General features: G+C 63.7%; 24 protein-coding genes. 8 read left to right on the top strand and 16 right to left on the bottom strand.

The window, feature by feature from the left end:
- Positions 1-3 precede the first annotated feature (3 nt).
- The 3 genes from AX702_RS11900 to AX702_RS11890 form a co-directional block, all read right to left on the bottom strand.
- Positions 4-1,044: a phosphotransferase family protein gene (locus AX702_RS11900; protein ID WP_066779827.1), complete on the bottom strand. Its 1,041-nt coding sequence runs from the start codon at positions 1,042-1,044 to the stop codon at positions 4-6.
- A 125-nt stretch (positions 1,045-1,169) separates the two neighbouring features.
- Positions 1,170-2,072 carry a hydrogen peroxide-inducible genes activator gene (locus AX702_RS11895; RefSeq protein ID WP_066779825.1) on the bottom strand — a complete coding sequence of 301 codons (903 nt, stop codon included), beginning with the start codon at positions 2,070-2,072 and terminating at the stop codon, positions 1,170-1,172.
- A 75-nt stretch (positions 2,073-2,147) separates the two neighbouring features.
- On the bottom strand, positions 2,148-2,912 hold the full coding sequence (locus AX702_RS11890) for a sulfite exporter TauE/SafE family protein (protein WP_066779824.1): 765 nt from the start codon (positions 2,910-2,912) through the stop codon (positions 2,148-2,150).
- A gap of 159 nt (positions 2,913-3,071) precedes the next feature.
- Between AX702_RS11890 and epsC the strand changes: the two genes are divergently transcribed.
- Positions 3,072-3,761, top strand: a complete 690-nt coding sequence (gene epsC / locus AX702_RS11885) for a serine O-acetyltransferase EpsC (protein ID WP_066779822.1) — start codon at positions 3,072-3,074, stop codon at positions 3,759-3,761.
- Positions 3,761-4,102, top strand: coding sequence for a DUF2794 domain-containing protein (locus AX702_RS11880; RefSeq protein ID WP_066779820.1), 342 nt, complete (start codon positions 3,761-3,763; stop codon positions 4,100-4,102). The genes epsC and AX702_RS11880 overlap by 1 nt, the downstream gene beginning before the upstream one ends.
- A 143-nt stretch (positions 4,103-4,245) precedes the next feature.
- Here AX702_RS11880 and AX702_RS11875 read toward each other — a convergent pair whose 3' ends face one another.
- The 9 genes from AX702_RS11875 to AX702_RS11835 form a co-directional block, all read right to left on the bottom strand.
- Positions 4,246-5,145 carry an SDR family NAD(P)-dependent oxidoreductase gene (locus AX702_RS11875; RefSeq protein ID WP_066779818.1) on the bottom strand — a complete coding sequence of 300 codons (900 nt, stop codon included), beginning with the start codon at positions 5,143-5,145 and terminating at the stop codon, positions 4,246-4,248.
- 98 nt (positions 5,146-5,243) lie between these two features.
- Entirely contained in the window at positions 5,244-5,663 is a 420-nt protein-coding gene (locus AX702_RS11870; protein ID WP_093065194.1) for a hypothetical protein, read from the bottom strand.
- 176 nt (positions 5,664-5,839) lie between these two features.
- Positions 5,840-6,532, bottom strand: a complete 693-nt coding sequence (gene phoB, locus AX702_RS11865; RefSeq protein ID WP_066779816.1) for a phosphate regulon transcriptional regulator PhoB — start codon at positions 6,530-6,532, stop codon at positions 5,840-5,842.
- Positions 6,532-7,206: a phosphate signaling complex protein PhoU gene (gene phoU, locus AX702_RS11860; protein ID WP_066779815.1), complete on the bottom strand. Its 675-nt coding sequence runs from the start codon at positions 7,204-7,206 to the stop codon at positions 6,532-6,534. The genes phoB and phoU overlap by 1 nt, the downstream gene beginning before the upstream one ends.
- An 11-nt stretch (positions 7,207-7,217) precedes the next feature.
- Positions 7,218-7,976, bottom strand: coding sequence for a phosphate ABC transporter ATP-binding protein PstB (gene pstB, locus AX702_RS11855; protein WP_066779813.1), 759 nt, complete (start codon positions 7,974-7,976; stop codon positions 7,218-7,220).
- A complete protein-coding gene (pstA, locus tag AX702_RS11850) occupies positions 7,973-9,223 on the bottom strand; it encodes a phosphate ABC transporter permease PstA (protein ID WP_066779808.1) in 1,251 nt (416 codons plus the stop codon). Before pstA ends, pstB begins: the two co-directional genes overlap by 4 nt.
- Positions 9,216-10,592, bottom strand: coding sequence for a phosphate ABC transporter permease subunit PstC (gene pstC, locus AX702_RS11845; protein ID WP_066779806.1), 1,377 nt, complete (start codon positions 10,590-10,592; stop codon positions 9,216-9,218). The genes pstA and pstC overlap by 8 nt, the downstream gene beginning before the upstream one ends.
- Complete coding sequence (locus AX702_RS11840; RefSeq protein WP_066779802.1) at positions 10,589-11,632, bottom strand: substrate-binding domain-containing protein; 1,044 nt, start codon at positions 11,630-11,632, stop codon at positions 10,589-10,591. Before AX702_RS11840 ends, pstC begins: the two co-directional genes overlap by 4 nt.
- Positions 11,633-11,690: 58 nt before the next feature.
- The gene (locus AX702_RS11835) at positions 11,691-12,905 is read right to left on the bottom strand and encodes an ATP-binding protein (protein ID WP_066779800.1); all 1,215 of its coding nucleotides are present in this window, start codon (positions 12,903-12,905) and stop codon (positions 11,691-11,693) included.
- 181 nt (positions 12,906-13,086) lie between these two features.
- Between AX702_RS11835 and AX702_RS11830 the strand changes: the two genes are divergently transcribed.
- Genes AX702_RS11830 through AX702_RS11815 form a run of 4 tightly spaced genes read left to right on the top strand, consistent with a single transcriptional unit; the run spans position 13,087 to position 15,643 of the window.
- A complete protein-coding gene (locus AX702_RS11830) occupies positions 13,087-13,488 on the top strand; it encodes a hypothetical protein (protein WP_066779797.1) in 402 nt (133 codons plus the stop codon).
- A gap of 3 nt (positions 13,489-13,491) precedes the next feature.
- Complete coding sequence (locus AX702_RS11825) at positions 13,492-13,755, top strand: hypothetical protein (RefSeq protein ID WP_066779796.1); 264 nt, start codon at positions 13,492-13,494, stop codon at positions 13,753-13,755.
- A complete protein-coding gene (locus AX702_RS11820) occupies positions 13,752-14,600 on the top strand; it encodes an HprK-related kinase A (protein WP_066779794.1) in 849 nt (282 codons plus the stop codon). The genes AX702_RS11825 and AX702_RS11820 overlap by 4 nt, the downstream gene beginning before the upstream one ends.
- Positions 14,597-15,643: a nucleotidyltransferase domain-containing protein gene (locus tag AX702_RS11815; RefSeq protein WP_066779793.1), complete on the top strand. Its 1,047-nt coding sequence runs from the start codon at positions 14,597-14,599 to the stop codon at positions 15,641-15,643. Before AX702_RS11820 ends, AX702_RS11815 begins: the two co-directional genes overlap by 4 nt.
- On the opposite strand, the gene AX702_RS11810 is transcribed toward AX702_RS11815, so the two are convergent.
- Entirely contained in the window at positions 15,591-15,944 is a 354-nt protein-coding gene (locus tag AX702_RS11810) for a hypothetical protein (RefSeq protein ID WP_082746225.1), read from the bottom strand. The two genes, AX702_RS11815 and AX702_RS11810, sit on opposite strands and share 53 nt — an antisense overlap.
- Entirely contained in the window at positions 15,941-16,612 is a 672-nt protein-coding gene (locus AX702_RS11805) for an HAD-IA family hydrolase (RefSeq protein ID WP_066779849.1), read from the bottom strand. Before AX702_RS11805 ends, AX702_RS11810 begins: the two co-directional genes overlap by 4 nt.
- A 61-nt stretch (positions 16,613-16,673) precedes the next feature.
- On the opposite strand from AX702_RS11805, the gene glmU reads away from it, so the two are divergent.
- Both glmU and glmS read left to right on the top strand, forming a co-directional pair.
- Complete coding sequence (gene glmU / locus AX702_RS11800) at positions 16,674-18,029, top strand: bifunctional UDP-N-acetylglucosamine diphosphorylase/glucosamine-1-phosphate N-acetyltransferase GlmU (protein ID WP_066779791.1); 1,356 nt, start codon at positions 16,674-16,676, stop codon at positions 18,027-18,029.
- Positions 18,030-19,847 (top strand): glutamine--fructose-6-phosphate transaminase (isomerizing), encoded by a 1,818-nt coding sequence (glmS, locus tag AX702_RS11795; protein ID WP_066779789.1) that lies wholly within the window; start codon positions 18,030-18,032, stop codon positions 19,845-19,847.
- A gap of 113 nt (positions 19,848-19,960) precedes the next feature.
- On the opposite strand, the gene AX702_RS11790 is transcribed toward glmS, so the two are convergent.
- Positions 19,961-21,187, bottom strand: a complete 1,227-nt coding sequence (locus tag AX702_RS11790) for a M20 metallopeptidase family protein (protein WP_066779847.1) — start codon at positions 21,185-21,187, stop codon at positions 19,961-19,963.
- 145 nt (positions 21,188-21,332) lie between these two features.
- Positions 21,333-21,425 (bottom strand): zinc-binding dehydrogenase, encoded by a 93-nt coding sequence (locus AX702_RS22905; RefSeq protein WP_231731834.1) that lies wholly within the window; start codon positions 21,423-21,425, stop codon positions 21,333-21,335.
- Between the last annotated feature and the right edge of the window lie 59 nt (positions 21,426-21,484).

Here is a 21,484-nt window from a genome sequence, read left to right as displayed (position 1 = left end):
TCCTCAGCCGTCGCGGCGCAGCAGCGCGAGCGCCTGTTCGGCCAGCGCCGGGCAGCCGTTGATCGCCTCACCGGCATTGGGCGTGGTGCCGGCAAGCGCGCGAGCGTAAACACCCTGGCTGATCGAGGCCAGGCGGAAGACGGCGAAGCCGAGATAGAAGCTCCAGTCCTCGATCCCGCTGCGCCCTGTGCGCCGACAATAAGCGGCGACATATTCCTCTTCCGAAGGAATGCCGCTGGTGGCAAAGTCCACGCCCGCCAGTGTGCCCCAGGATGGCGAAGTCGAATGCCACATGAACCCGTTGTAGCCGAGATCGGCAAGCGGATGGCCGATCGTGGAGAGCTCCCAGTCAAGCACGGCGATGAGGCGCGGCTCCGTCGGGTGGAACATCACGTTCTCCAGCCGATAGTCACCATGAGCAATCGCCACGGCTTCATCGGCCGGGATCCGCCCAGGCAGTTCCGCGATCAATGCCTCCATCGCCGGAACGGGTTCGGTCTCTGCACCGCGATATTGCTTGGTCCAGCGCGCGATCTGCCGTTCGAAATAGCCAGTGGGCCGGCCGTAATCCTCCAGCCCGACGGCGCGGTGATCCACCGAGTGGAGCGCGGCCAAGGTTGCGTTCAACTGATCGTACACAGCGCTTCGTTCGGCGGGGGTCAGATCAGGCAAAGTCGCGTCGCGGAAGATGCGCCCTTCCAGATAATCCATGACGTAAAAGGCGGTGCCGATCACGTCGGGATCGTCGCACAAGGCGCGCATGACGGGTACCGGGACGCCAGTGTCACGGAGCGCGGCCATGACGCGATATTCGCGATCGACCTGATGCGCACTGGCCAGGAGCTGACCGGGCGGTTTTTTGCGTAGGACGTAATCGCCCGCCTCGGTGGAAAGCATGAACGTCGGGTTGGATGCGCCGCCGACGAACTGCCGAACCTGCATATTTCCGCCGAAACCTTCCACATGGCGGTTCAGCCAAGCCGCAAGGCGCGCTTCATCAAACTGGTGGCGCGATGCAACTTCCGTCAGCCGTGCGCCGCTCATGCGCGCATACCCATGATATCTGCCGACGATCTGTCCGCCATCGTCCTCTCCCTTGCGTGTGACTGGCCGTCACTTGCCGCTCACCTTGCGGAATTGCGGGCGGATTGGAAGAGACTTCGGCACGATTACCGAACAGTTGAGAAAATTTCGGCAAGCAATCGGAAATCCCGCTCGCGGGGGCTGGCGCGGCGCCAAGCGAGCGCAATCGTGCGCCTGGGATTGTCACCGCCCAGCGGCCTTGCGGCAATGCCGGTGTGGTCCAGGATGCCCGCGTTCAGCGCAATCTCGGGAAGCATGGTCACGCCAAGGCCATTGTCCACCATCTGAACGATGGTGTGGAGAGAGGTGCCCATCATGGTCGCCTCCGCCCGCAGCTCCGGCCGATTGCAGGCCGCCAGCGCATGATCCTTCAGGCAATGGCCGTCCTCCAGCAGGAGCAACCGTGTTTCGTCAATGTCTTTCGGGGAGACCGGCTTCACCTCTTCTGGCAGCTCCCCGGTCGGAAAGGCGAGGAACAGGCGATCGTCGAACAGCGCCTGTGTGGTCACCTCTCCGCAGGAATAAGGCAGGGCAAGGAGAACACAGTCCGCACGGCCGTTCTGCAGCGATTCACACGCAGCACCGCTCGGCTCCTCGCGCAGATACAGCTTCAGATCGGGATATTCGGCGCGCAGCCGGGGAAGGGCACGTGGGAGAAGAAATGGCGCAATCGTCGGGATGACGCTCATGCGCATTTCGCCCGACAGCGGCCGTCCCGCCGCGCGCGCCAGATCGCCGAGCTCCTCCGCCTCGCGAAGAACGCGGCGTGCCTTGGTGACGATCTGCTCGCCCAGCGGGGTGAAGCGAACGACACGGCGGGTGCGCTCCACCAGTGTGACGCCGATCAGTGTTTCCAGCTCGCGAATGCCGGCCGACAGCGTGGACTGAGTCACGAAACAGCTATCGGCCGCGCGCCCGAAATGCCCATGATCGCGGAGCGCAATCAGATATTGCAGCTGCTTGAGCGTGGGCAGGTACGTATTCGCCATTAATCGTTCCGTTCGATCACCGGGCGTCGCATAGCGGTGAACGTTCGATGATGCGAGCAGTTGCGGTGGACGGTTCTACAGAACGGCGCGAATGAATCCGTAAGTGCTGGTGATCATCAGCACGATGCCGACCAGGATCAGCATCGTCTTCGTCGGAATGCGCTTCGCCATCACGGCGCCAAGGGGCGCGGCCAGCACGCCGCCGATCAAGAGGCCGACAGTGGCGGTGGCGAAATCCTTCAATCCCAGATGAGCGATGAACGTGGCGGATACGCTGAGCGTCAGGAAGAACTCGACGGAATTCACCGTGCCGACGACGCGGCGTGGCTCCACGCCCTGAACAAGGAGGTTGGAGGTGACGATCGGACCCCAGCCACCGCCACCCGCGGCGTCAAGAAAACCGCCGACGAGGCCAAGGGGCTCCACAACCTTCGGTTTTTGCGACGTAGGCGGGAAGAGAAGCCCGCGAACGAGCAGATAGATGCCTACCGCGATCAGATATCCCAGCACGAACGGCTTCACCGTTTCGCCATCGACATTGGTGAGGAGATAGGCGCCACTGACCCCGCCGATCATGCCGGGGATCAGAAGGCGGAAGAAGAGCCGCCGATCGACATTGCCGTGCAGGACATGGCTGATGCCCGAGACGGCGGTGGTGAAGGTTTCGACAATATGGACGTTGGCCGAGGCACGTGCCGGCGCAAGACCCATCACCGCCACCAATAGCGTGTTGCAGATGACGCCGAACGCCATGCCCAGCGCGCCGTCGACAATCTGGGCGCCAAATCCGACGAGGATGAACGGCAGCAACGTTTCAATGGAGAGCAGCGAAAAATTCACGGACGGGCCCCTGATCCCTGGTGATGGGGCGATGCATGGCCCAGGAATCTAAAACCTACAAGTTTGCTATGCTTTGCACGAAGAAGCTTTGGCTTTGCCAGCGCTGGAAAAGCGCCAACGGAGGTCCTAGATCGCGCGTTCACGAGAAGGGGACGCGTGATGGCGCGATTGGCCAGTTACCTTGATTCGATTCGGGCCCGCGATCCGGCCCCGCATTCGCGGCTCGAAATCCTGACCTATCCCGGCGTTTGGGCGCTTGGGTGCCATCGCATTGCCCATCGGCTGTACCGTGCCCGGCTGTTCCTGCTTGCGCGGATGGTGAACCACTTTGCCCGGTTCATGACGGCCATCGATATTCATCCCGGCGCAAAGATCGGCCGTAACTTCTTCATCGATCATGGTTTTGTGGTGATCGGCGAGACGGCAGAGATTGGCGATGACGTGACGATCTACCAGTGCGTAACGCTGGGTGGGACCAGCCCGGACAATGGCGTCGCCGGAAAGCGCCACCCGACCATCAGCGACGGCGCGATCATCGGATCCGGGGCGCAGGTGCTGGGGCCGATCAACGTTGGCCGACGCGCGCGCGTCGGCGCCAACGCCGTGGTGACGCGTGATGTGCCCGAAGGCGCGGTCATGGTGGGTATCCCGGCACGACCCACAATGGTGGAGGGTGGGCGCGCTCCGGACCGCTCGTTCATGGCCTATGGCACGCCGTGCAGCGAGATGTTCGATCCGGCCACGCAAAAGGTGGAGATCCTTCGTTGCGAACTCGAGGCGATGAAGAAGCGCCTGGATGCAATGTTGGCGGAGCAGGACGGAGAACAGCGGGCGCGTGACCGCGCCTGATGGGGGTAGTTACACCTTTTCCTTCGGCCGGGCGGCCCAGCCAAATTGGCTTCGAGCGTATCGAACTGAACCGCATTCTGGACCTATATGGCCGGATGGTAGCGGCCGGACATTGGCGCGACTACGCGATCGAGCTTGGCCGAGAGGCGGCGATCTTCGCTGCTTTCAGGCGGGCTGCCGAACGTCCCGAGTTCCGCATCGAGAAGCGCCCGGCGCTGCGAAACCGGCAGGGCATGTGGGCCCTGGTCGGTGAAGCGGGGCAAGTCGTGAAACGTGGTCACGAGCTCGGCCCCGTCCTGGCGCCAGTGGAGCGGCGTCTTATGAAACTGGTCGAGGATTGATGTCTGTCGCGTGCCTGCCGCCACAGGGCTGATGCATCAGTGAGTGGTCGGCGAGGGGAGCTTTAGGCCGGCGCAGGACAGAGGCCGCCGCTTCAATCAGGCAAGCGGAGTGTCGGGGCTGGCGGACCAGCCCCGAACCGTCTTCAGGCGCCCTGAAGCTTCTTGCCGATCATCATCGACTGGCCGGCACCCGAATCCGGAACGATCTCGCCAGTGCGATCGGTAATTTCCGCCCAATGCTTGGCAATGCCTTCGGGCGACAGATCATCGCCGCTCAGCGCAACGCCCGGCGTCAAGGTGACATAGGCCGCCTGGAAAACCCCTGCGCCAGCGCCGACGATCTGGTTGGTGGGCGCATCCTCGCTGACGAGATACAGAGCCGCCGGCACAACCTTGTCAGGCGAGAAGGCCTGGAAAAGCTGCTCCGGGAAGAGATCTTCGGTCATGCGGGTGCCCGCCACTGGCGCCAGCGTGTTGACCTTGATGTTGTTCTTCGCGCCCTCAAGATACAGCGACTTGGTGAAGCCGGCGAGACCCAGCTTCGCGGCGCCATAGTTCGTCTGACCGAAATTGCCGTACAGGCCGGTTGACGAGGCCGTCATGAGGATGCGGCCGTAATTCTGCTCACGCATCGTGTCCCACACCGCCTTGGTGGCATTGGCGGAACCGAGCAGGTGAACCTGAACGACGAAGGCGAAGTCGGCCGGATCCATCTTGGTGAACGACTTGTCGCGAAGGACGCCGGCATTGTTGATAAGAACGTGAACGCCGCCCCAGGCTTCCTTGGCCTTTGCGACCATCTCCACCATCTGCTCATATTCGGTGACGCTGGCGCCGTTCGCCATCGCTTCACCGCCGGCAGCCTTGATCTCTTCAACCACCTTGTGCGCGGCGTCTGATGCGCCGGTGCCGGTGCGATCACCGCCGAGATCGTTCACCACGACCTTGGCGCCGCGACGGGCGAGCTCAAGCGCATATTCGCGACCCAGGCCGCCGCCAGCGCCAGTGACAATGGCTACCTTGTCGTCGAAACGGATGGACATGGAAAAGGCGCTCCCTCTCGTGAATTGGAGCGCCTTCCCATACTGGACATTCAAACGGGCGCAACTGCCCGCTTTGTCACGATGATGCGATCAGATGATCACTTGCCGCCGCGCTGAATGCAATTGTCGTACTGACCCTTCTTGCACACCGGATATTTGTCCATCGGCGGCGGCGGGGGATAGGCGGTGTTCGGATCAGCGGCGGCCTGGAAGCGGACGGTTGCGCCCGGTGCTGGCGTGCCCTGGATTGGCGGGGCGCTCGGCTGATAGCCGCCGGCCGGATCCGTAGCGGAAGGATCGCCCGTCGCAGCCATGCCGCCCGTCGAGCCGGTCGTCGGCGCACTCATCGTACCGCCGGTGCTGGGGGACTGGGCAGCCGGATCAGCGGGGGGCGTCATGGTGCCGGTTCCCTGCATCGACGTGTCCGGCGCGGTCTGATCAGCCGTACCGGCCGGCTGCTCCTGCGCGATGGCCGGCACGGCGATGAAAGCCGCGGCCGCAAGAAAGATCGATTTCATCTGCCATTCTCCTGTCAGAATACGCTCGAATGCGTGCAAGAACGCCGGGACAACGCGCTTGTTGTCCAAAGTATCCTTCGTTTCGCAGGCGATTCAACAGGTCGTCTACTGGCACTTGATCAACAAGTGCCAGCAGCAAGGCATTGAAAGTTCAACGTTTGCTGGAGTGAAAGCTCTTAATGACCAGCGTCGAGCGCGTAACCGGCAGAACGAACCGTACGTATTATATCCGGGCGACCGCCTTCATTGATTGCCTTGCGCAGCCGTCGAATATGAACGTCCACCGTTCGGCTTTCGATATCGCTGTCATGCCCCCAGACGCTGTCGAGCAGCCGCTCGCGGGAAAAGACGTGGCCGGGGTGCTCCAGGAAGTGCTTGAGGAGCCTGAACTCGGTGGGGCCGAGCGGGATCACCTCGCCGCCGCGGCGGACCTTGTGCCCAACGGTGTCCATTTCCAGATCGGCATAGGTCAGCGCCTCGCCGGCGAGCGCCGGGCGAACGCGGCGCAGAACGGCGGAAACGCGGGCGACCAGCTCTCTCGGGCTGAACGGCTTGGTGACATAATCGTCCGCGCCGGTTTCAAGGCCACGGATGCGATCCGCCTCCTCGCCACGTGCCGTCAGCATGATAATTGGAACGTTTGCGGTTTCCGCCGTCCGGCGCAGGCGCCGGCACACCTCGATACCCGACAGTCCCTCCACCATCCAGTCGAGCAGGACGATGTCCGGCACCTTCTCGCGGGCCAGGAGCAGCGCTTCCTCCCCGTCGATCGTGTGAATGACTTCAAAGTCCTCACGCTTGAAGTGCCAGACGAGTAGCTCTGCCAGCGCGGCATCATCCTCGACCAGAAGCATTCGGGCCCGTGCCATCATTCCCCCTTTTCACGATCGGCAAGCTGCGTGCCGGTCGCTGCGAAATAGACCATCTCCGCGACGTTGGTCGCGTGATCACCGATGCGTTCGAGGTTCTTGGCAACGAACAGAAGGTGCGCGACCTCGCTGATCGTCTTCGGATTCTCGACCATGTGCGTGACAAGCGTGCGGAAGATCGCGTCGTAAAAGTCATCCAGCGCCGTGTCGCGCTCACAGATCTCGACGGCAGCCTCCGCGTTGCGGGCGGCAAAGGCGTCGAGAACGTCATGCACCATTTCGGCGGCCATACGACCCATCGCCTGGATGACCGAAATCGGCTCAATGCGGTGTTCGCTCTCGATCATCGGCACGCGCTTGGCGATGTTCTTGGCGTAATCGCCGATGCGTTCGACCACCGCAGCGATTTTCAGCGCGGCGACCACCTCGCGAAGATCATTGGCCATGGGCGCACGCAACGCGATGATGCGAACGACCAGGCGCTCCACCTCAGATTCGATCGCGTCGATCTGCTTGTCGGCTGCGCGGATCTGGCTGGCGAGTTCGAGATCACCACGATGGAGCGAGCGCATGGCGCCTTCGATCGCCTGTTCGGCCAGCCCGCCCATCTGACTGATAAGTCCGCGCAGGCGGCCGATGTCCTCGTCGAAAGCCTTGACGGTATGTTCCGCCATGTCCTGTCCTCTCAGCCGTACCGGCCAGTGATATAGTCGGTCGTGCGCTGCTCGCGCGGGTTGGTGAAGATGTTGTTGGTATCGCCATATTCCACCAGCTCACCCAGGTGGAAGAAGGCGGTCTTCTGACTGACGCGCGCAGCCTGCTGCATGTTATGCGTGACGATCACGATCGCGTAACGGCCGCGCAGGTCGTGAATCAATTCCTCGATGCGCGCCGTGGCGATCGGATCGAGCGCGCTGCATGGCTCATCCATCAGGATCACCTCGGGGTCGACCGCAATGGCGCGGGCGATGCACAGCCGCTGTTGCTGACCGCCGGACAAAGCGGTTCCGCTGTCCGACAGTCGATCCTTTACCTCGCTCCACAACCCGGCGCGGGTCAGCGAGCGCTCGACGATGCCGTCCAGTTCCGACTTGCCGCTCGCCAGCCCGTGAATGCGCGGGCCATAGGCCACATTCTCATAGATCGACTTGGGGAACGGATTTGGCTTCTGGAACACCATGCCAACGCGCGCGCGCAGCTGCACTACGTCCATCTCCCGGGAATAGATGTCCTCGCCGTCGAGCCGGATGTCACCTTGTACCCGCGCGGAGGCGACGGTATCGTTCATCCGGTTGAGGGTTCGAAGAAAGGTGGACTTGCCGCAGCCCGACGGGCCGATGAAGGCAGTCACGTCTTCCTGATCGACATCGATCGAAACGTCTCGGATTGCCTGCTTGTCGCCATAGAAGACGTTGACGTTGCGGGCCGTGATCTTTTGGGTCACCAGCGGGTCTCGAAGCGGTTGCGGAGGTAAATGGCGAGGCCGTTCATCGCGAGCAGGAATATCAGCAACACGATGATGGCGGCGGAGGTCTTTTCCACGAAGCCGCGGGCGACCTCATCCGACCAGAGGAAGATCTGAACCGGCAGCACGGTGGCGGGATCGGCCAGGCCCTCCGGCGGGGCCGCGATGAACGCGCGCATGCCGATCATCAGCAACGGCGCCGTTTCCCCCAGCGCGCGCGCCATGCCGATGATGGTGCCGGTAAGAATGCCTGGCATGGCAAGCGGCAGCACGTGGTGAAACACGACCTGCACCGGGCTTGCACCGACGCCTAGCGCTGCATCCCGGATCGAGGGCGGCACCGCCTTGATCGCGTTGCGCCCCGCGATGACGATTACCGGCATGGTCATGAGGGCAAGCGTCAGCCCGCCGACGATCGGTGCCGAGCGGGGCAGGCCGAAGGTGTTCAGGAACACCGCCAGCCCGAGCAGGCCGAAGATGATCGACGGCACCGCCGCCAGATTGTTGATCGACACCTCGATCAGGTCAGTCCAGCGGTTCCGCGGGGCATATTCCTCCAGGTAGAGCGCCGACAGAACGCCGATCGGAAAAGCGATCACGAGCGTGACAAGCATGGTGAGCAACGAACCTTTCAGCGCGCCCCAGATGCCTGCGCGCGTAGGGTCGGAGGAGTCCGCGCCGCCGAAGAAATCCTGATTGAAGCCGCCGGACAGCTTGTCACCCAGCGACCGGGCGGTTCGCTCCGCCTCCGGCGTTCCCTCGCCCTTGAAGGCCATGTCGATCTCACTGGCGACCGGCACGTCGATCACTGCGTTCTGCCGCAGCAGCGACGGGTTGGATTTGACCGCCTCACGCACGCGCAGCCAGGCGCCGTCAGACAGCAGCTCGGCACCGCCGAGCGTGGGGAATGCCAACCCGGCGGCTCCCTCCACGACATTCTCCAGCCCGGCGCCGGCCAACGCCAGATCGGCACGGTCGCCCCGCAACTGTTCAGCCGTGACGTCGAGCTCGGCTGTCCGAAAGTCGATCGGCAGCGCCACACGGGTCTCGCGGAAGCCGGCCGCGCCCTGAAGCACCATCGTGACGATCAGAAAGGCAAGGAAGGCCGCGGAGAGGACGATGGCGCCCAGGCCGAGAAAACGAAACCGCCGCTCCGACGCATAGCGCCGCGCGATGCGGCGCTGCATCGTGCTCGTGCGCCAGTCCGTGGGAGCGCGATCAATCATAAGCCTCGCGGTACCTTTTCACGACAACCAGTGCGACGATGTTGAGTAGCAGCGTCACGACGAACAGCGTGAGCCCAAGCGCGAACGCCGCCAGTGTCTTGGCGCTGTCAAATTCCGCCTCTCCGGTGAGCAAATCAACGATCTGCTTGGTCACGGTGGTGGTGCTGGCAAACGGATTGAGCGTCAACGTGGCCACGCCGGACGCCGCCATGACGACGATCATCGTCTCACCGATCGCGCGGCTGACGGCCAGAAGGACCCCGCCAACGATACCCGGGAGCGCCGCCGGTACCAGGACCTTGCGAATGGTTTCGGAGGGCGTGGCGCCCATAGCGAGGCTGCCATCGCGCATCGAGCTGGGCACGGCTGCCAGTGAATCGTCTGCCATGGAGGAGACAAACGGGATGATCATCACGCCCATGACGAGACCCGCGGCTAGCGCGCTCTCGCTGCTCGCCCAGCGGATGCCGATCGTCACGGCGAAGTCGCGAATAGCCGGTGCAACGGTGAGTGCGGCGAAATAGCCGTAGACCACGGTCGGCACGCCGGCGAGCACCTCGAGCAGCGGCTTCACCCACCGGCGGGTGGAGGCGCGGGCATATTGGGTCAGGTAGATCGCGCTCATCAAACCGAAGGGGATGGCGACGATCATCGCGATCACGGCGCCGATGAAGAAGGTGCCCCAGAACAGCGGCACCGCGCCGAGGCTGGCGCCGGGGTCGCGGGCGTCGATCACCTGCGGCGACCAATGCGTGCCGAACAGAAAATCGGTGATGGGAACGATCGAGAAGAAGCGGGCGCTTTCGAACAACAGGCTCGCCACGATGCCGAAGGTCGTCAGAATAGCGATAAGCGAGGCGGCCAGGAGAAGGACCATCACGATCCGCTCTACCTGCGTACGGGCAGCGAAATGCGGATGCACCCTGACGAAGGAGAAAGCGAAGCCGGCAAAGGCGAGCAGAGCAGCAAGCCCGGTGGCAATCCAGTCAAACCGGCGCTGAGCCGCGGCATAGGCCGGGGCGAGCGATTCCGAAAGCTCGTGAAAGGCGCCAAATGCCTCTCCGCGCGCGAGGTTGCGCGCTTCGGAAAGAATGGCCGAGCGCTCAAATCCTTGTGACGGGAGTGCGGACGCCATTGGCGTGGTCAGTACCGCATCAGTCACCATCGCTGGCGACACGAAGAACCACACGGCGAGAAAGAGCAGGGGCGGCACCGCGGTCCATAGTGCCACGAACCAGCCGTGATGACCGGGAAGCGCACTGAAGCGCGAGGTACCGCCTTGGCGCAGCGAAAGCGCGCGCGCGCGTGCCACGAACCAGCCGATCAGACCGAGGGCAACGACCAGGAAGAAAAGCGGACCGATGCTCATTTCAGCGCTGTCCCAGCCAGTGCCTTCTCATCTCGGACGATACTTGCCGCCTGCTGCTGCACGGCGGCAGGCGCCGGGATCAATCCGCGGCGGGCTAGCGGGCCGTTTTCACCCCATAGCCGGGTATATTGCCGGACAAACTGGCGGAGGCCGGGAACGGCGTTCATGTGCGCCTTCTTCACATAGATATAGAGCGGCCGCGCACCCGGGTATGTACCGTTGGCGATCGTTTCCTCGCTGGGAGTGACGCCAGCAATGGGCACACCGTTCACCGACCCCGCATTCTCCTCGAGATACGAATAGCCAAAGACACCGATGGCGTTCGGATTGGCGGTCAGCTTCTGGACGATCAAATTGTCGTTCTCACCCGCATCCACATAGGCGCCGTCTTCGCGGACGCGCTGGCACCGGGCCTTGAAGGCGTCCGCATCGTCCGCCTCGAGCTTTTCGGCTTCCGGGTCACTTTCCAGGCAACCGCGCGTCAGGATGAGTTCGGACAGCGCATCCCGCGTGCCGCTGGTGGACGGCGGACCATAGACCTGGATCGGAATGGGTGGGAGCGCCGGGTTCACATCGCGCCAGGTGCGTGCAGTGTTCGGCTTGCCCTTGGGCGTGGCGGCGAGCGCCAGATAAATATCGGTGGGGGTGAGCGCCATCTTGGGCCCGTTCCGAGCTTCGGCGAAGGCCACGCCGTCGATGCCGACCTGCACCTCCAGGATTTGCTCAGCACCATTCTTTGCGCACGTCTCGTACTCGCTGCGCTTCATCCGCCGCGAGGCATTGACGATATCCGGGTGCGCCGCACCGATTCCGGCGCAGAACAGCCGCATCCCCGCGCCCGTGCCGGTCGACTCGATCACCGGCGGCCGGGCGCCCGGACTATTGGCGAGATATTGCTCGGCCACGATCGTCGTGAAGGGATAGACGGTTGAGGAGCCCACCGCCTTGATCTGCGCGCGGGCGCCTGCACCCCCGCTGGCCTGATCATGGCAAGCCGAGCAGAGCGCGATCAGCGCAATGAGCGTAGCGACGCGAATCATTGAGTCCCGACAGGTGTTGCCCCCGACGCGCCGCCTCTGTGACACACGCGTTACTGCTTCATGACACCGGCTTCGGCGGTTCCTGTCCAGGAGCCCGCAGCGTGACGCTGACGCGCGTACCTTCGCCAACCCGGCTGGATATCTCCAGCCGCCCGCGGTGACGCTCTACGATGTGTTTCACGATCGCGAGCCCGAGCCCGGTTCCCCCGACCGACCGGCTTCGCCCGGGATCGACGCGATAGAATCGCTCCGTCAGCCGCGGTAGATGCTCAGGCGCGATGCCTTCGCCCTGATCCGCGACGATTAGGCGGATGGCGCCATTGTCGCGCGTGATCGAGACGCGCACGGGCGTGCCCGGCTGACCATATTTCATCGCGTTGCCGATCAGGTTGTGCAGCAGTTGCGACAGCTGCAAGCGATCGCCTAGCACCGGAATGGCGCCGGCGTCATGCTCCAGGATGATGTCCCGCCCACGACCATCGTGCGCCTCGGCCAGTTCAGCATGAGTGTCGTCCACCAATGCGCCCAGATCCACCACATCAGATGGAACGCGGAACTTCTCTGCCTCAATGCGGGACAGGCTCATCAGGTCATCGACAAGCCGCTGCATGCGGCGTGCTTCGTCGAACACGATCTTGAGGAAGCGCGCCCTGATCGCCGGATCGTCACCCGCTGTGTCGGAAAGTGTTTCGACATAGCCCAGGATTGAGGCAAGCGGCGTGCGCAGTTCGTGACTGGCATTCGCAACAAAATCGACCCGCATCCGCTCTGCAGCGTGGCTGCCGCTGCGATCGGACAGGTGAACAAGCCGCCGACCGTCACCGATCGGCGCGATCTGCATCTCCCACCGCTGATCGGCCGATCCCAGGCCGGTCAACGCGACGGGACCGGCGCTCGCCTCGCTGGCCAGAAGCCCGGAGGCCGCCGGGTGCCGAATGGCGATGCGGGCGTCCTCGCCGACGATGTGCGAGCCGAGCAGGGCACGCGCGGCGCTGTTGGCGCTGGCAATGCGCGGTCCCGAGAGGATCAGCACCGGCTCGCCGAGTGCATCCAGAACCGGTCCGAGTGGGGAGGGCGGCTCCGGCATTGTCGGCACTGCGGGGTGATCGTCTTCGAGCGCGCGGCCTGCCGCGCTGGCGAAGATCGCCGCGACCGCGCCGACGATGCTGACGATGATCGCCTCCTGACTGGCGCCGACAAAGCCGAGGATCACTGCCGTCAAAGCGACGATTGCGAGCGCGATCCAGCCGCGACGAAAGAGTATCTGACTCATGTGCTTGCTGTGGCGCCGATCGTTACGAAGCCTTGTGGGTAAGATGCCGCACGGGGGATTGTCCATCCCGTGCGCGGCTACAGGCAAACTTACCGGCAGCGTCCCAGGACGGTACGTGCCCGACGCACTTCTTGTATGCCCGTTAGGATTATGGAAGGGCGTGGTGGACGAAAGAGGCCCGATGAGCGATCCCGCCGATCATGATCAGCCAAGCCAGCCGCAGCGCCGTCGCGCGCTGCGCATCGGGGCAGTGGGTGCTGTTGCAGTGGTCTCGATCCGGCCAGCTATGGCTCAGGCTTATGGCTCGGTGCTGACCTGTGAAGTTCCGGTGCCGGATCCTGGTCGGGCGGGGAGCTATATCGACGCGGCCGGGAAGGTCGTGCCGGCGGGAACCAAGGGCGCCTTTGCACCGCCCGGCCGTCCACTGAAGGGTGAAGACATCCGGCGTGCACTGGCGACGGGGGGAACCCTGCCCGGCGTCGATTACGAACGCAGCCGCGCTTACCTCAAATATGTTCAGAACCTTCGCAGTGGAACGACCGGCTTTACCTGCTTCGCGTCACTGCAGATGCCCCGGCGCTGATCGATGACGGCGACGCGCTATCGCGCGCCGCAGCCAGGCGAGCTGTCGTTCGTTCATCTGGACGAGCTGGTCGCCATCTTCCATCGCGCCTCCGGCATCACGCATCTCGTCACCACACCGGTGCCCGAGTTGCTGGCCGCGCTCGCGGGACGGTGGATGACGTTGCACGGCATCGAGCAGGAGTTTGAGCTGATCGACGGCGACCGGGTCGGCCTTCGCGCGATCATGGATGAGCTGACCGTGGCCGGGTTGATCGAGCAGGCATGAAGCACAGGTTCGGCGTGCGCGTGGGCCCGGTGACGTTCCGGATCGGTTCGGCCTGGAGCCGGCCGATTACCGAACTACGCGCACTCTATCGCGACTATCCGATTAATGATGGCGTTCCCGACTTCACGGTCCGCCTTGCGCCTCCCAAGCCCTGGCGGCGGTGGCTGCGGCCAACCATAGCCATCGAAGGCGACTTCATCATCCCCGACGCTGCGCCGCTGCCTCTTCAGCACAGCCTGCTCGCCGCGGAAATGGGCATGAACCTGCAGATGGCGCTGGGACAACGGCGGTTCCTGCTTATCCATGCGGCCGCCGTGGAACGTGACGGAATGGCCATCGTGCTGACGGGCGAGTCCGGCGCTGGTAAGTCCACGCTTGCGGCGCTTCTTCAGTCGCGAGGTTGGCGGCTGATGGCGGACGAGTTCGTGTTGCTGGATCCCGCATCCGGGCTTGTGCATCCGTTCCCACGACCGGTCAGCTTGAAGAACGACGCGATAGATGTTGTCGCGAGAATTCTGCCCGACGCAAACTGGGGACCGCTGATGAGCGAAACGCCCAAGGGAACGATCCGGCACCTGATCCCGGCCCCATGCGCGCTTGCTGCCGCCGAGCAACCCGCACGGCCCGTGTTGCTGCTGTTTCCGCGTTACGGCCTTACGGCGGACCAGCGGCCGGTTGGAGCGGGCGAAGCTTTCGTGCGGCTGACCCAAGCCTCGACCAATTACGTGATCCTGGGAGAGCGTGGTTTCACCGCCTTGACGCGGCTGGTGAGCGACGTGACGCGGGCCGCGATCGATTATTCGAGTGCCGATGAAGCAGCCGCCATCATCGAGGCGCTCTGGTGAATCCTGCTCGTACGCTCGCCGCCCTGCTGACCGACCCGGCCTTGGCCCAGTCGCTTGATCTACCGGGATGGACGGCGGTGCTTGCCGTTGCCCGTGCCGAGCAACTGATCGGCACGCTGGCCATGCGGCTCGAGGGTCTGACATTGCCCCCCCAGGTCGCTTCGGTGCTGCTCGATGCCAAATCGACCGCGATCGAGGGGAGGCGGCAAGCACTCTGGGAAGCCGAGATGGCGCGGCGAGCCCTGCAGGGAGTGGCCGAGCCGTTGATCCTCCTGAAAGGCACTGCCTTTGTAGCCGCCGGGCTCGCGGCTGGGCAGGGACGGTCCATCGGTGATCTCGACATCCTCGTTCCGCGCGCGCGGCTGCCGGATGTGGAGACGGCGCTGTTGGCGAACGGGTGGATGTGGGTGAAGCCCGATCCTTATGATGATGCTTACTACCGCCGGTGGATGCACGAGCTGCCGCCGCTGATCCATCCCGAACGCGACCGGATGATCGACGTGCATCACACGATCCTGCCCCTAACCGCGCGGATGAGGCCGGACGCCGAGAAGCTGATCGCCGATGCGGTGCCGCTCGGCAACGACTGTGCCATACTTCACCCCTCAGACATGGTCGTCCATGCGGCCATACACCTGTTTGGCGACGGAGATCTTAGCGGCGGCCTGCGCAATCTATGGGATATCGACAGATTGCTGCGGGAGTTCTGCGACGAGGACGAAACCTTTTGGGCACAGCTGACTAATGCCGCTTCCTGCCACGGCGCAGCACGCGTCGTAGCGCGCGCCGTCAGCCTTTCGCATATTCTTTTCGGGACGCCCGCGCCTGCGTCATGGACGCAGAGGAGACTGGCAGACCGTTGGTACCTCAGGCGGCTGCTCGCTCGTGATGGTTGGGGGCGGCCGACGCACCATTTCACCCGCCTGACCTTCTATATTCGCTCGCACTGGCTGCGCATGCCGCCGTTGATGCTTGCCCGCCACCTTTGGATCAAGTGGCGGAAGGGCGCCGGCGGAACAGCGCCACCACCATCAGGACTGTGACGATCACCGCCGTATCGGCGACCCAGTCCATGATGTCGCACGTGCGGTTCAGGGCAGGGATGGACTGGACCACCTCGATCATGGCGCCGAGAAAGGCGAGCCGCTCGCCGATGCGGAACAGCGAGCCCTGCGGATAAGCGGTGACGGAGAGGATCGTCAGAGTGCCGAACGCCAGCATATGCTGGTATTTGTCACCCTCGATCGGCACCTTGGGCGGGTGCGGAAGAAGCGCCATGGTAACGACGAACGCGGCCGTGGCGACCAGCAGGATACGCCAGAACGTTCGGGCGCGAAGTATCACCCGAGCCGCTCCAGTGCAGGAATGAGATCATCGAAATGATCGATGATCGCTTCGGCGCCAAGCTCCTCCACCGGCTGCATGAGGAAGCCGAAGCGACAGGCGATGGCCGGGACGCCCGCTGCGTGCGCGGCAGCCACGTCATAGATCGAATCGCCCACGAAAGCCGCGCGTCCGCCACCCGATTGTTCGATCATGGCGAGGATCGGATCGGCGGCCGGCTTGCTCCTGCCCGGTCCGAGCGTGTCGCCCCCGATCATGCACGAGAGCCGGTCCAGAAGGCCGACGTCGCGCAACACTTCACGGGCGAAGCCCTCGAGCTTGTTCGTCACCACGGCTATTTTCACCCCGCGCTCCTGAAGCGCGTCCAGCGCGGCCACGGCGCCGGGAAAGGGGGCCGTATGGATCGACAGGTTGCGCGCATAGTGATCGAGGAGGATGCGGTGCAGCCGATCGAGCAAGGCCTCGTCGGAACCGCCGGTCGCTTCCAGCCCCTGCGACAGCATGTGCCGCGCACCGCCACCAATCATGGGCTTGATCGCGGCAACCGGTAAAGGTGAACGGCCGGCCTCCGCTAGCGCGTGATTCACAGCAGCGGCGAGATCGCCACTGGTGTCGAGAAGCGTGCCGTCCAGGTCGAAGCCGACAATGTCGAAGGGAAATGGCTGCATTGTGCGAGCGGCGTGGCGCGTCGCTATGGAAATGGCAAGCATGTGATGGCACAGGCGCGCCATGACGAGCCGTCCTCTCGCCGTAATCGTGCTTGCCGCTGGCAAGGGCACGCGTATGAAATCCGCGACGCACAAGGTGCTTCACCCGATCGCCGGTAAGCCCATGCTGGCCCATTTGCTTGATCGCGCCGCAGAACTTGGGCCCGCCCAGACCATCGTTGTCGTCGGAGCGGGGCGGGAGCAGGTTGAATCGGCCGTGGCGCCACTCGGCATCAGTGTCGTACACCAGGCGGAACAGCTTGGGACGGGCCATGCCGTGCTCCAGGCGGCCGAAGCCTTGCAGGATTTTTCCGGTGATGTCCTGATCCTCTACGGCGATGTCCCGCTGGTGCCGGCAAACACGATGCGGCGCATGGTGTCGCGGCTGCATGACCCCGACGCTCCGACGGCGGTGGTGCTCGGCTTTCGGCCGGAAGATGCGGGAGCCTATGGCCGGATCATCGCCGACGAGGCTGGACGCATCCAGAAGATGGTCGAGTTCAAGGATGCATCTTCCGAAGAGCGTGCCGTAAACCTCTGCAACTCTGGCCTAATGGCGGTCGCGAGCGAGGATCTGTTCTCGCTTCTTCAGCGCGTCGGCAATGACAATGCGGCGGGCGAATATTACCTGCCGGATATCGTCATGCTGGCAGCCGCCGATGGCCGCGGATCGGCAGTGATCGAGACAGCGGCCGACGAAGTGTCCGGTGTGAACAGCCGAGAGGAACTGGCCGTGCTGGAGCAATCCTGGCAGCGCGTTCGACGGCGGCAGGCGATGGCAGACGGGGCCAGCCTTGTCGCGCCAGACACTGTCTGGTTCAGCCACGATACCCTGCTGGGCCGGGACGTCTTGATCGAGCCCAACGTTGTCTTCGGTCCCGGCGTGTCCATCGCAGACCGCGTGACGATACATGCGTTCAGCCATCTGGAGGGTGCGCGCGTCGCGGAAGGCGCCTCGGTCGGGCCTTATGCGCGACTGCGGCCGGGCGCGGTGATGGAGGCAGGCTCCCGCGTCGGGAACTTTGTCGAAATGAAGAAGGCTGTCCTTGGCGAAGGCGCAAAGGCGAACCACCTGACATATCTGGGGGATGCGGAGGTCGGTGCTGGCGCCAACATCGGTGCCGGGACGATCACCTGCAACTATGACGGTTTCTTCAAGTACAAGACCGTTATTGGAACAGGTGCATTCATCGGTTCCAATTCAGCGCTGGTGGCGCCGGTGACAATTGGCGATGGAGCGATCGTGGGGGCAGGCTCTACCATTACAGCGGATGTTCCTGGCGATGCGCTGGCGCTTGTTCGCCCTCCACAGACCAGCAAGGCCGGCTGGGCCGAGCGATTTCGAAACCTGATGCGCGCGCGGAAGGAAGCAAAGTAAATGTGTGGTATCGTTGGCATTCTGGGCGGAGAACCGGTCGCGGACCGTTTGCTCGACGGCCTGAAGCGGCTCGAGTACCGCGGTTACGATTCCGCCGGCATCTGCACCATTCATGACGATCAGTTCGACCGGCGTCGTGCGCCAGGCAAGCTCAAGAACCTTGCGCAGCGCCTGGCTGAGGACCCGTTGCCCGGCATGGCCGGAATCGCGCACACGCGCTGGGCCACGCATGGCGCCCCAACCGAGGACAATGCACACCCTCATATCGTGGGTGACGTGGTCATCGTACACAACGGAATCATAGAGAACTTCAAGCCGTTGCGTGATGAACTCATCGCGGAAGGGCGCGAGTTTCGCAGCCAGACCGATACGGAGGTCGTGGCGCATCTAATCGCGCGCGAGGTGGAGCGGGGCGCCGAACCGCGAGCAGCGCTTGCGGCCGTGTTGCCGCGTCTGCATGGCGCCTTCGCTCTTGGCGTGATGGTGCGGACGCATCCTCACCTGCTGCTCGGCGCGCGCCTCGGCGCACCGCTCACGGTTGGCTTCGGCGATGGGGAAAACTACCTCGGGTCGGACGCGCTTGCACTTGCGCCTTTGACCCAACGCATCGCCTACCTCGAAGAAGGTGACTGGGTGGCGATCACCCGCGACGTCGTCGAGATTTATGATCGTGACAACAAGGCGGTGGAGCGGCCGATCGTGAACTCCGGTGCGTCCGGGCAGCTGATCGACAAGGGCAATCACCGGCATTTCATGCAGAAGGAGATCTACGAGCAGCCGGTGGTCGTGGCGCAGACGCTCCGGTCGTACCTTCGGCCGCTCGAAGCGCAGGTCGCGCTGCCGGACATGGACTTTGATCTTTCCAGCATCGAGCGGGTCGCTGTCGTCGCGTGCGGCACGGCCAGCTACGTCGGGATGATCGGCAAATACTGGATCGAACAACTCGCCCGCGTGCCGGTCGAGGTCGATGTGGCAAGCGAATACCGGTATCGGGATCCTGTGCTGCTGCCAAACACGCTCGGCATCGTCATTTCTCAGTCCGGCGAAACGGCGGATACTTTGGCTGCGCTGCGCCATATGCGTGCGGCGGGTGTCACCACTGCAGGCATCATCAACGTGCCGACGAGCTCCATGGCGAGGGAGGTCGATCTTCTGTTGCCGACCCATGCGGGGCCGGAGATCGGGGTAGCATCCACCAAGGCATTTACCTGTCAGCTCGCCGTGATGGCTGCGCTCGCGACGAATCTCGCGCGGGCAAAGGGCCGGCTGGATGACGAAGCGAACGTGGTGCAGCAATTGCAGCAGGTGCCCGAGGCGATGAGCCAGGCGCTAAGCCACGACGAGGAGATCGAAGCGATGGCGCCCAAGATCGCCGTGGCGCGCGACGTGCTGTATCTGGGCCGCGGTCCGGAGTTTCCGCTCGCGCTGGAAGGTGCGCTGAAACTGAAGGAAATCAGCTACATCCACGCGGAAGGTTACGCATCAGGTGAAATGAAGCACGGACCGATCGCGCTGATCGACGATCAGGTGCCGTTGATCGTCATCGCACCGTCAGGCCCGCTGTTCGACAAGACGGTGAGCAACATGCAGGAAGCGCAGGCGCGCGGCGCTCAGGTCGTCCTGATCTCCGATGCGGACGGCATCGCACAAGCTGGCGAGAATGCGATCGCCACGATCGAGATGCCGAAGGTACACCCGCTGATCGCACCCATGGTCTATGCGGTCCCCGTGCAGTTGTTGGCATATCATGTGGCCGTCGCGAAGGGCACGGATGTGGATCAGCCGCGCAATCTCGCGAAGTCCGTGACGGTAGAATAGGCCCCAATCAAGGGCGGGGCGAGATCCGCGCGGCAGCGTGCCGATGCCGATCTGCGCCCGCCCCTACAGCTTTCCTGGCGGCGCAGGCGCCGCCACGGTAGCCGCTCTGGCCCTTAATCGAAGCCGCGCTCTAGGAACCGCTCTGCCAAGGCGCAATGCATGGCAACGCCGCGCGCCATGACGCTTTCCTCAATGGTCATCCGGGTATTGTGAAGCGGCGGATTGGTGCGCGGATCGCTGCCGGGCGAAGCCACCCCGACAAAAGCCATTGCCCCAGGCACTTCGCGGAGGACGTAAGAGAAATCCTCGCCGCCCATCATTGGCGCGGGCATGACGGACCAGCCGTTTTCGCCCGAAATCGAGGTGGCGAGATCACGCATCATCGCCGTGGCCCGCGGATCGCAGAACGTGACCGGATACCCTTCGTCGACGCTGATCTCGGCCGTGCAGCCATGTGCAGCGGAGATGTTCTCGGCAATCTGGCGAAATGCCGCTCGCGCCTTTTCACGCGTGTGATCCGACAAGGTGCGCAACGTGCCCATGAGGCGCACTGCATCGGGGATGATGTTGTGGCTGCTGCCGGCATGGATCTGGGTGATCGTGAGCACGGCGGGATCCGCGACAGGAATGCGGCGCGCGATGAACGCCTGCAGGGCCGCCACGATTTCGCACGCAACTGGGATGGGATCGATGCAATCATGGGGCATCGCCGCGTGGCCACCCTTGCCCTTGATGTTGGCGATCAACGTATCGGTGGAGGCGAGCAGGGGGCCGTCCCGCCCTACGAACACACCCGTCGGCGTATTGGGTGAGATGTGAAGGGCGAAAGCGGCGTCAGGCCGCGCGATGTCCAGCAATCCATCTTCGATCATCCAGCGCGCCCCATGATGACCTTCCTCACCCGGCTGGAACATGAAGACGATCGTTCCGGGAAGCTCGTCCTTGCGGGCGCACAAGACGCGTGCCGCGCCAGCAAGCATCGCGGAATGCGCATCATGGCCGCAGGCGTGCATGGCGCCAGGAACAGTGGATGCGAAATCCAGCCCGGTCTCTTCGGTGAGGGGCAGGGCATCCATGTCACCCCGCAGGAGCACGGTTCGACCATTGTCGCCGACCTCACCGCGACCACCGCGCAGAATGGCGATGAACCCGGACGTGGACGAGCTGTCATGAATTTCAAGCGGCAGACCTGCGAGAGCAGCCTTCAGCTTGGCAGTCGTCTTGGGGCATTGAAGCCCAATTTCGGGTTCGGCGTGGATAGCACGGCGGAGCGCAATAGTGTCCGGCAGCGCGGCCTCACCCAGCGGGCGCCAGTCCTGAAGCGCGGTAGGGGCGTTCATGAGCATTCCTTTCGATGCTCAAGCTTACCCCTCGCCTGACCTGAGCGCAAAGGGCGGAGCGTGCAGCGTCATAAGATCATCGGCCAGATGCGAGCCGATCGCCCAGCACGCACCGAGCAGATACGCAGCGCTTCGCTCGATTAGCTCACCAGCTTACCGCGATTTTGCCGAAGTGATCGCCAGTTTCCTGGTGGCGAAACGCATCAGCCAGCTCTTCGAGCCCGAAGGTCCGGTCAATGATGGGCCGGATACCGCTGGTCTCAAGCGCGCGGACGAATTCCTCCTGCTCCTGCCGGC

It is taken from the genome of Sphingomonas sp. CCH5-D11 (assembly GCF_001557395.1).
Lineage (GTDB): Bacteria > Pseudomonadota > Alphaproteobacteria > Sphingomonadales > Sphingomonadaceae > Sphingomonas.
Note: the sequence above shows the minus strand (reverse complement) of the source record. Positions and strands in the feature narration are given on the sequence as shown.

Excerpts from the sequence above, each read along its gene's own strand:
- AX702_RS11790 (WP_066779847.1), bottom strand. The coding sequence starts at position 21,187 with ATGAACGCCCCTACCGCGCTTCAGGACTGGCGCCCGCTGGGTGAGGCC.
- pstA (WP_066779808.1), bottom strand. The coding sequence starts at position 9,223 with ATGATTGATCGCGCTCCCACGGACTGGCGCACGAGCACGATGCAGCGC.
- glmU (WP_066779791.1), top strand. The coding sequence starts at position 16,674 with ATGACGAGCCGTCCTCTCGCCGTAATCGTGCTTGCCGCTGGCAAGGGC.
- AX702_RS11880 (WP_066779820.1), top strand. The coding sequence starts at position 3,761 with ATGGGGGTAGTTACACCTTTTCCTTCGGCCGGGCGGCCCAGCCAAATT.
- AX702_RS11870 (WP_093065194.1), bottom strand. The coding sequence starts at position 5,663 with ATGAAATCGATCTTTCTTGCGGCCGCGGCTTTCATCGCCGTGCCGGCC.
- AX702_RS11895 (WP_066779825.1), bottom strand. The coding sequence starts at position 2,072 with ATGGCGAATACGTACCTGCCCACGCTCAAGCAGCTGCAATATCTGATT.
- pstC (WP_066779806.1), bottom strand. The coding sequence starts at position 10,592 with ATGAGCATCGGTCCGCTTTTCTTCCTGGTCGTTGCCCTCGGTCTGATC.
- AX702_RS11805 (WP_066779849.1), bottom strand. The coding sequence starts at position 16,612 with ATGCAGCCATTTCCCTTCGACATTGTCGGCTTCGACCTGGACGGCACG.
- AX702_RS11875 (WP_066779818.1), bottom strand. The coding sequence starts at position 5,145 with ATGTCCATCCGTTTCGACGACAAGGTAGCCATTGTCACTGGCGCTGGC.
- AX702_RS11835 (WP_066779800.1), bottom strand. The coding sequence starts at position 12,905 with ATGAGTCAGATACTCTTTCGTCGCGGCTGGATCGCGCTCGCAATCGTC.
- AX702_RS11840 (WP_066779802.1), bottom strand. The coding sequence starts at position 11,632 with ATGATTCGCGTCGCTACGCTCATTGCGCTGATCGCGCTCTGCTCGGCT.
- AX702_RS11830 (WP_066779797.1), top strand. The coding sequence starts at position 13,087 with ATGAGCGATCCCGCCGATCATGATCAGCCAAGCCAGCCGCAGCGCCGT.
- phoU (WP_066779815.1), bottom strand. The coding sequence starts at position 7,206 with ATGGCGGAACATACCGTCAAGGCTTTCGACGAGGACATCGGCCGCCTG.
- epsC (WP_066779822.1), top strand. The coding sequence starts at position 3,072 with ATGGCGCGATTGGCCAGTTACCTTGATTCGATTCGGGCCCGCGATCCG.
- AX702_RS11825 (WP_066779796.1), top strand. The coding sequence starts at position 13,492 with ATGACGGCGACGCGCTATCGCGCGCCGCAGCCAGGCGAGCTGTCGTTC.
- glmS (WP_066779789.1), top strand. The coding sequence starts at position 18,030 with ATGTGTGGTATCGTTGGCATTCTGGGCGGAGAACCGGTCGCGGACCGT.
- phoB (WP_066779816.1), bottom strand. The coding sequence starts at position 6,532 with ATGGCACGGGCCCGAATGCTTCTGGTCGAGGATGATGCCGCGCTGGCA.
- AX702_RS11820 (WP_066779794.1), top strand. The coding sequence starts at position 13,752 with ATGAAGCACAGGTTCGGCGTGCGCGTGGGCCCGGTGACGTTCCGGATC.
- AX702_RS11900 (WP_066779827.1), bottom strand. The coding sequence starts at position 1,044 with ATGAGCGGCGCACGGCTGACGGAAGTTGCATCGCGCCACCAGTTTGAT.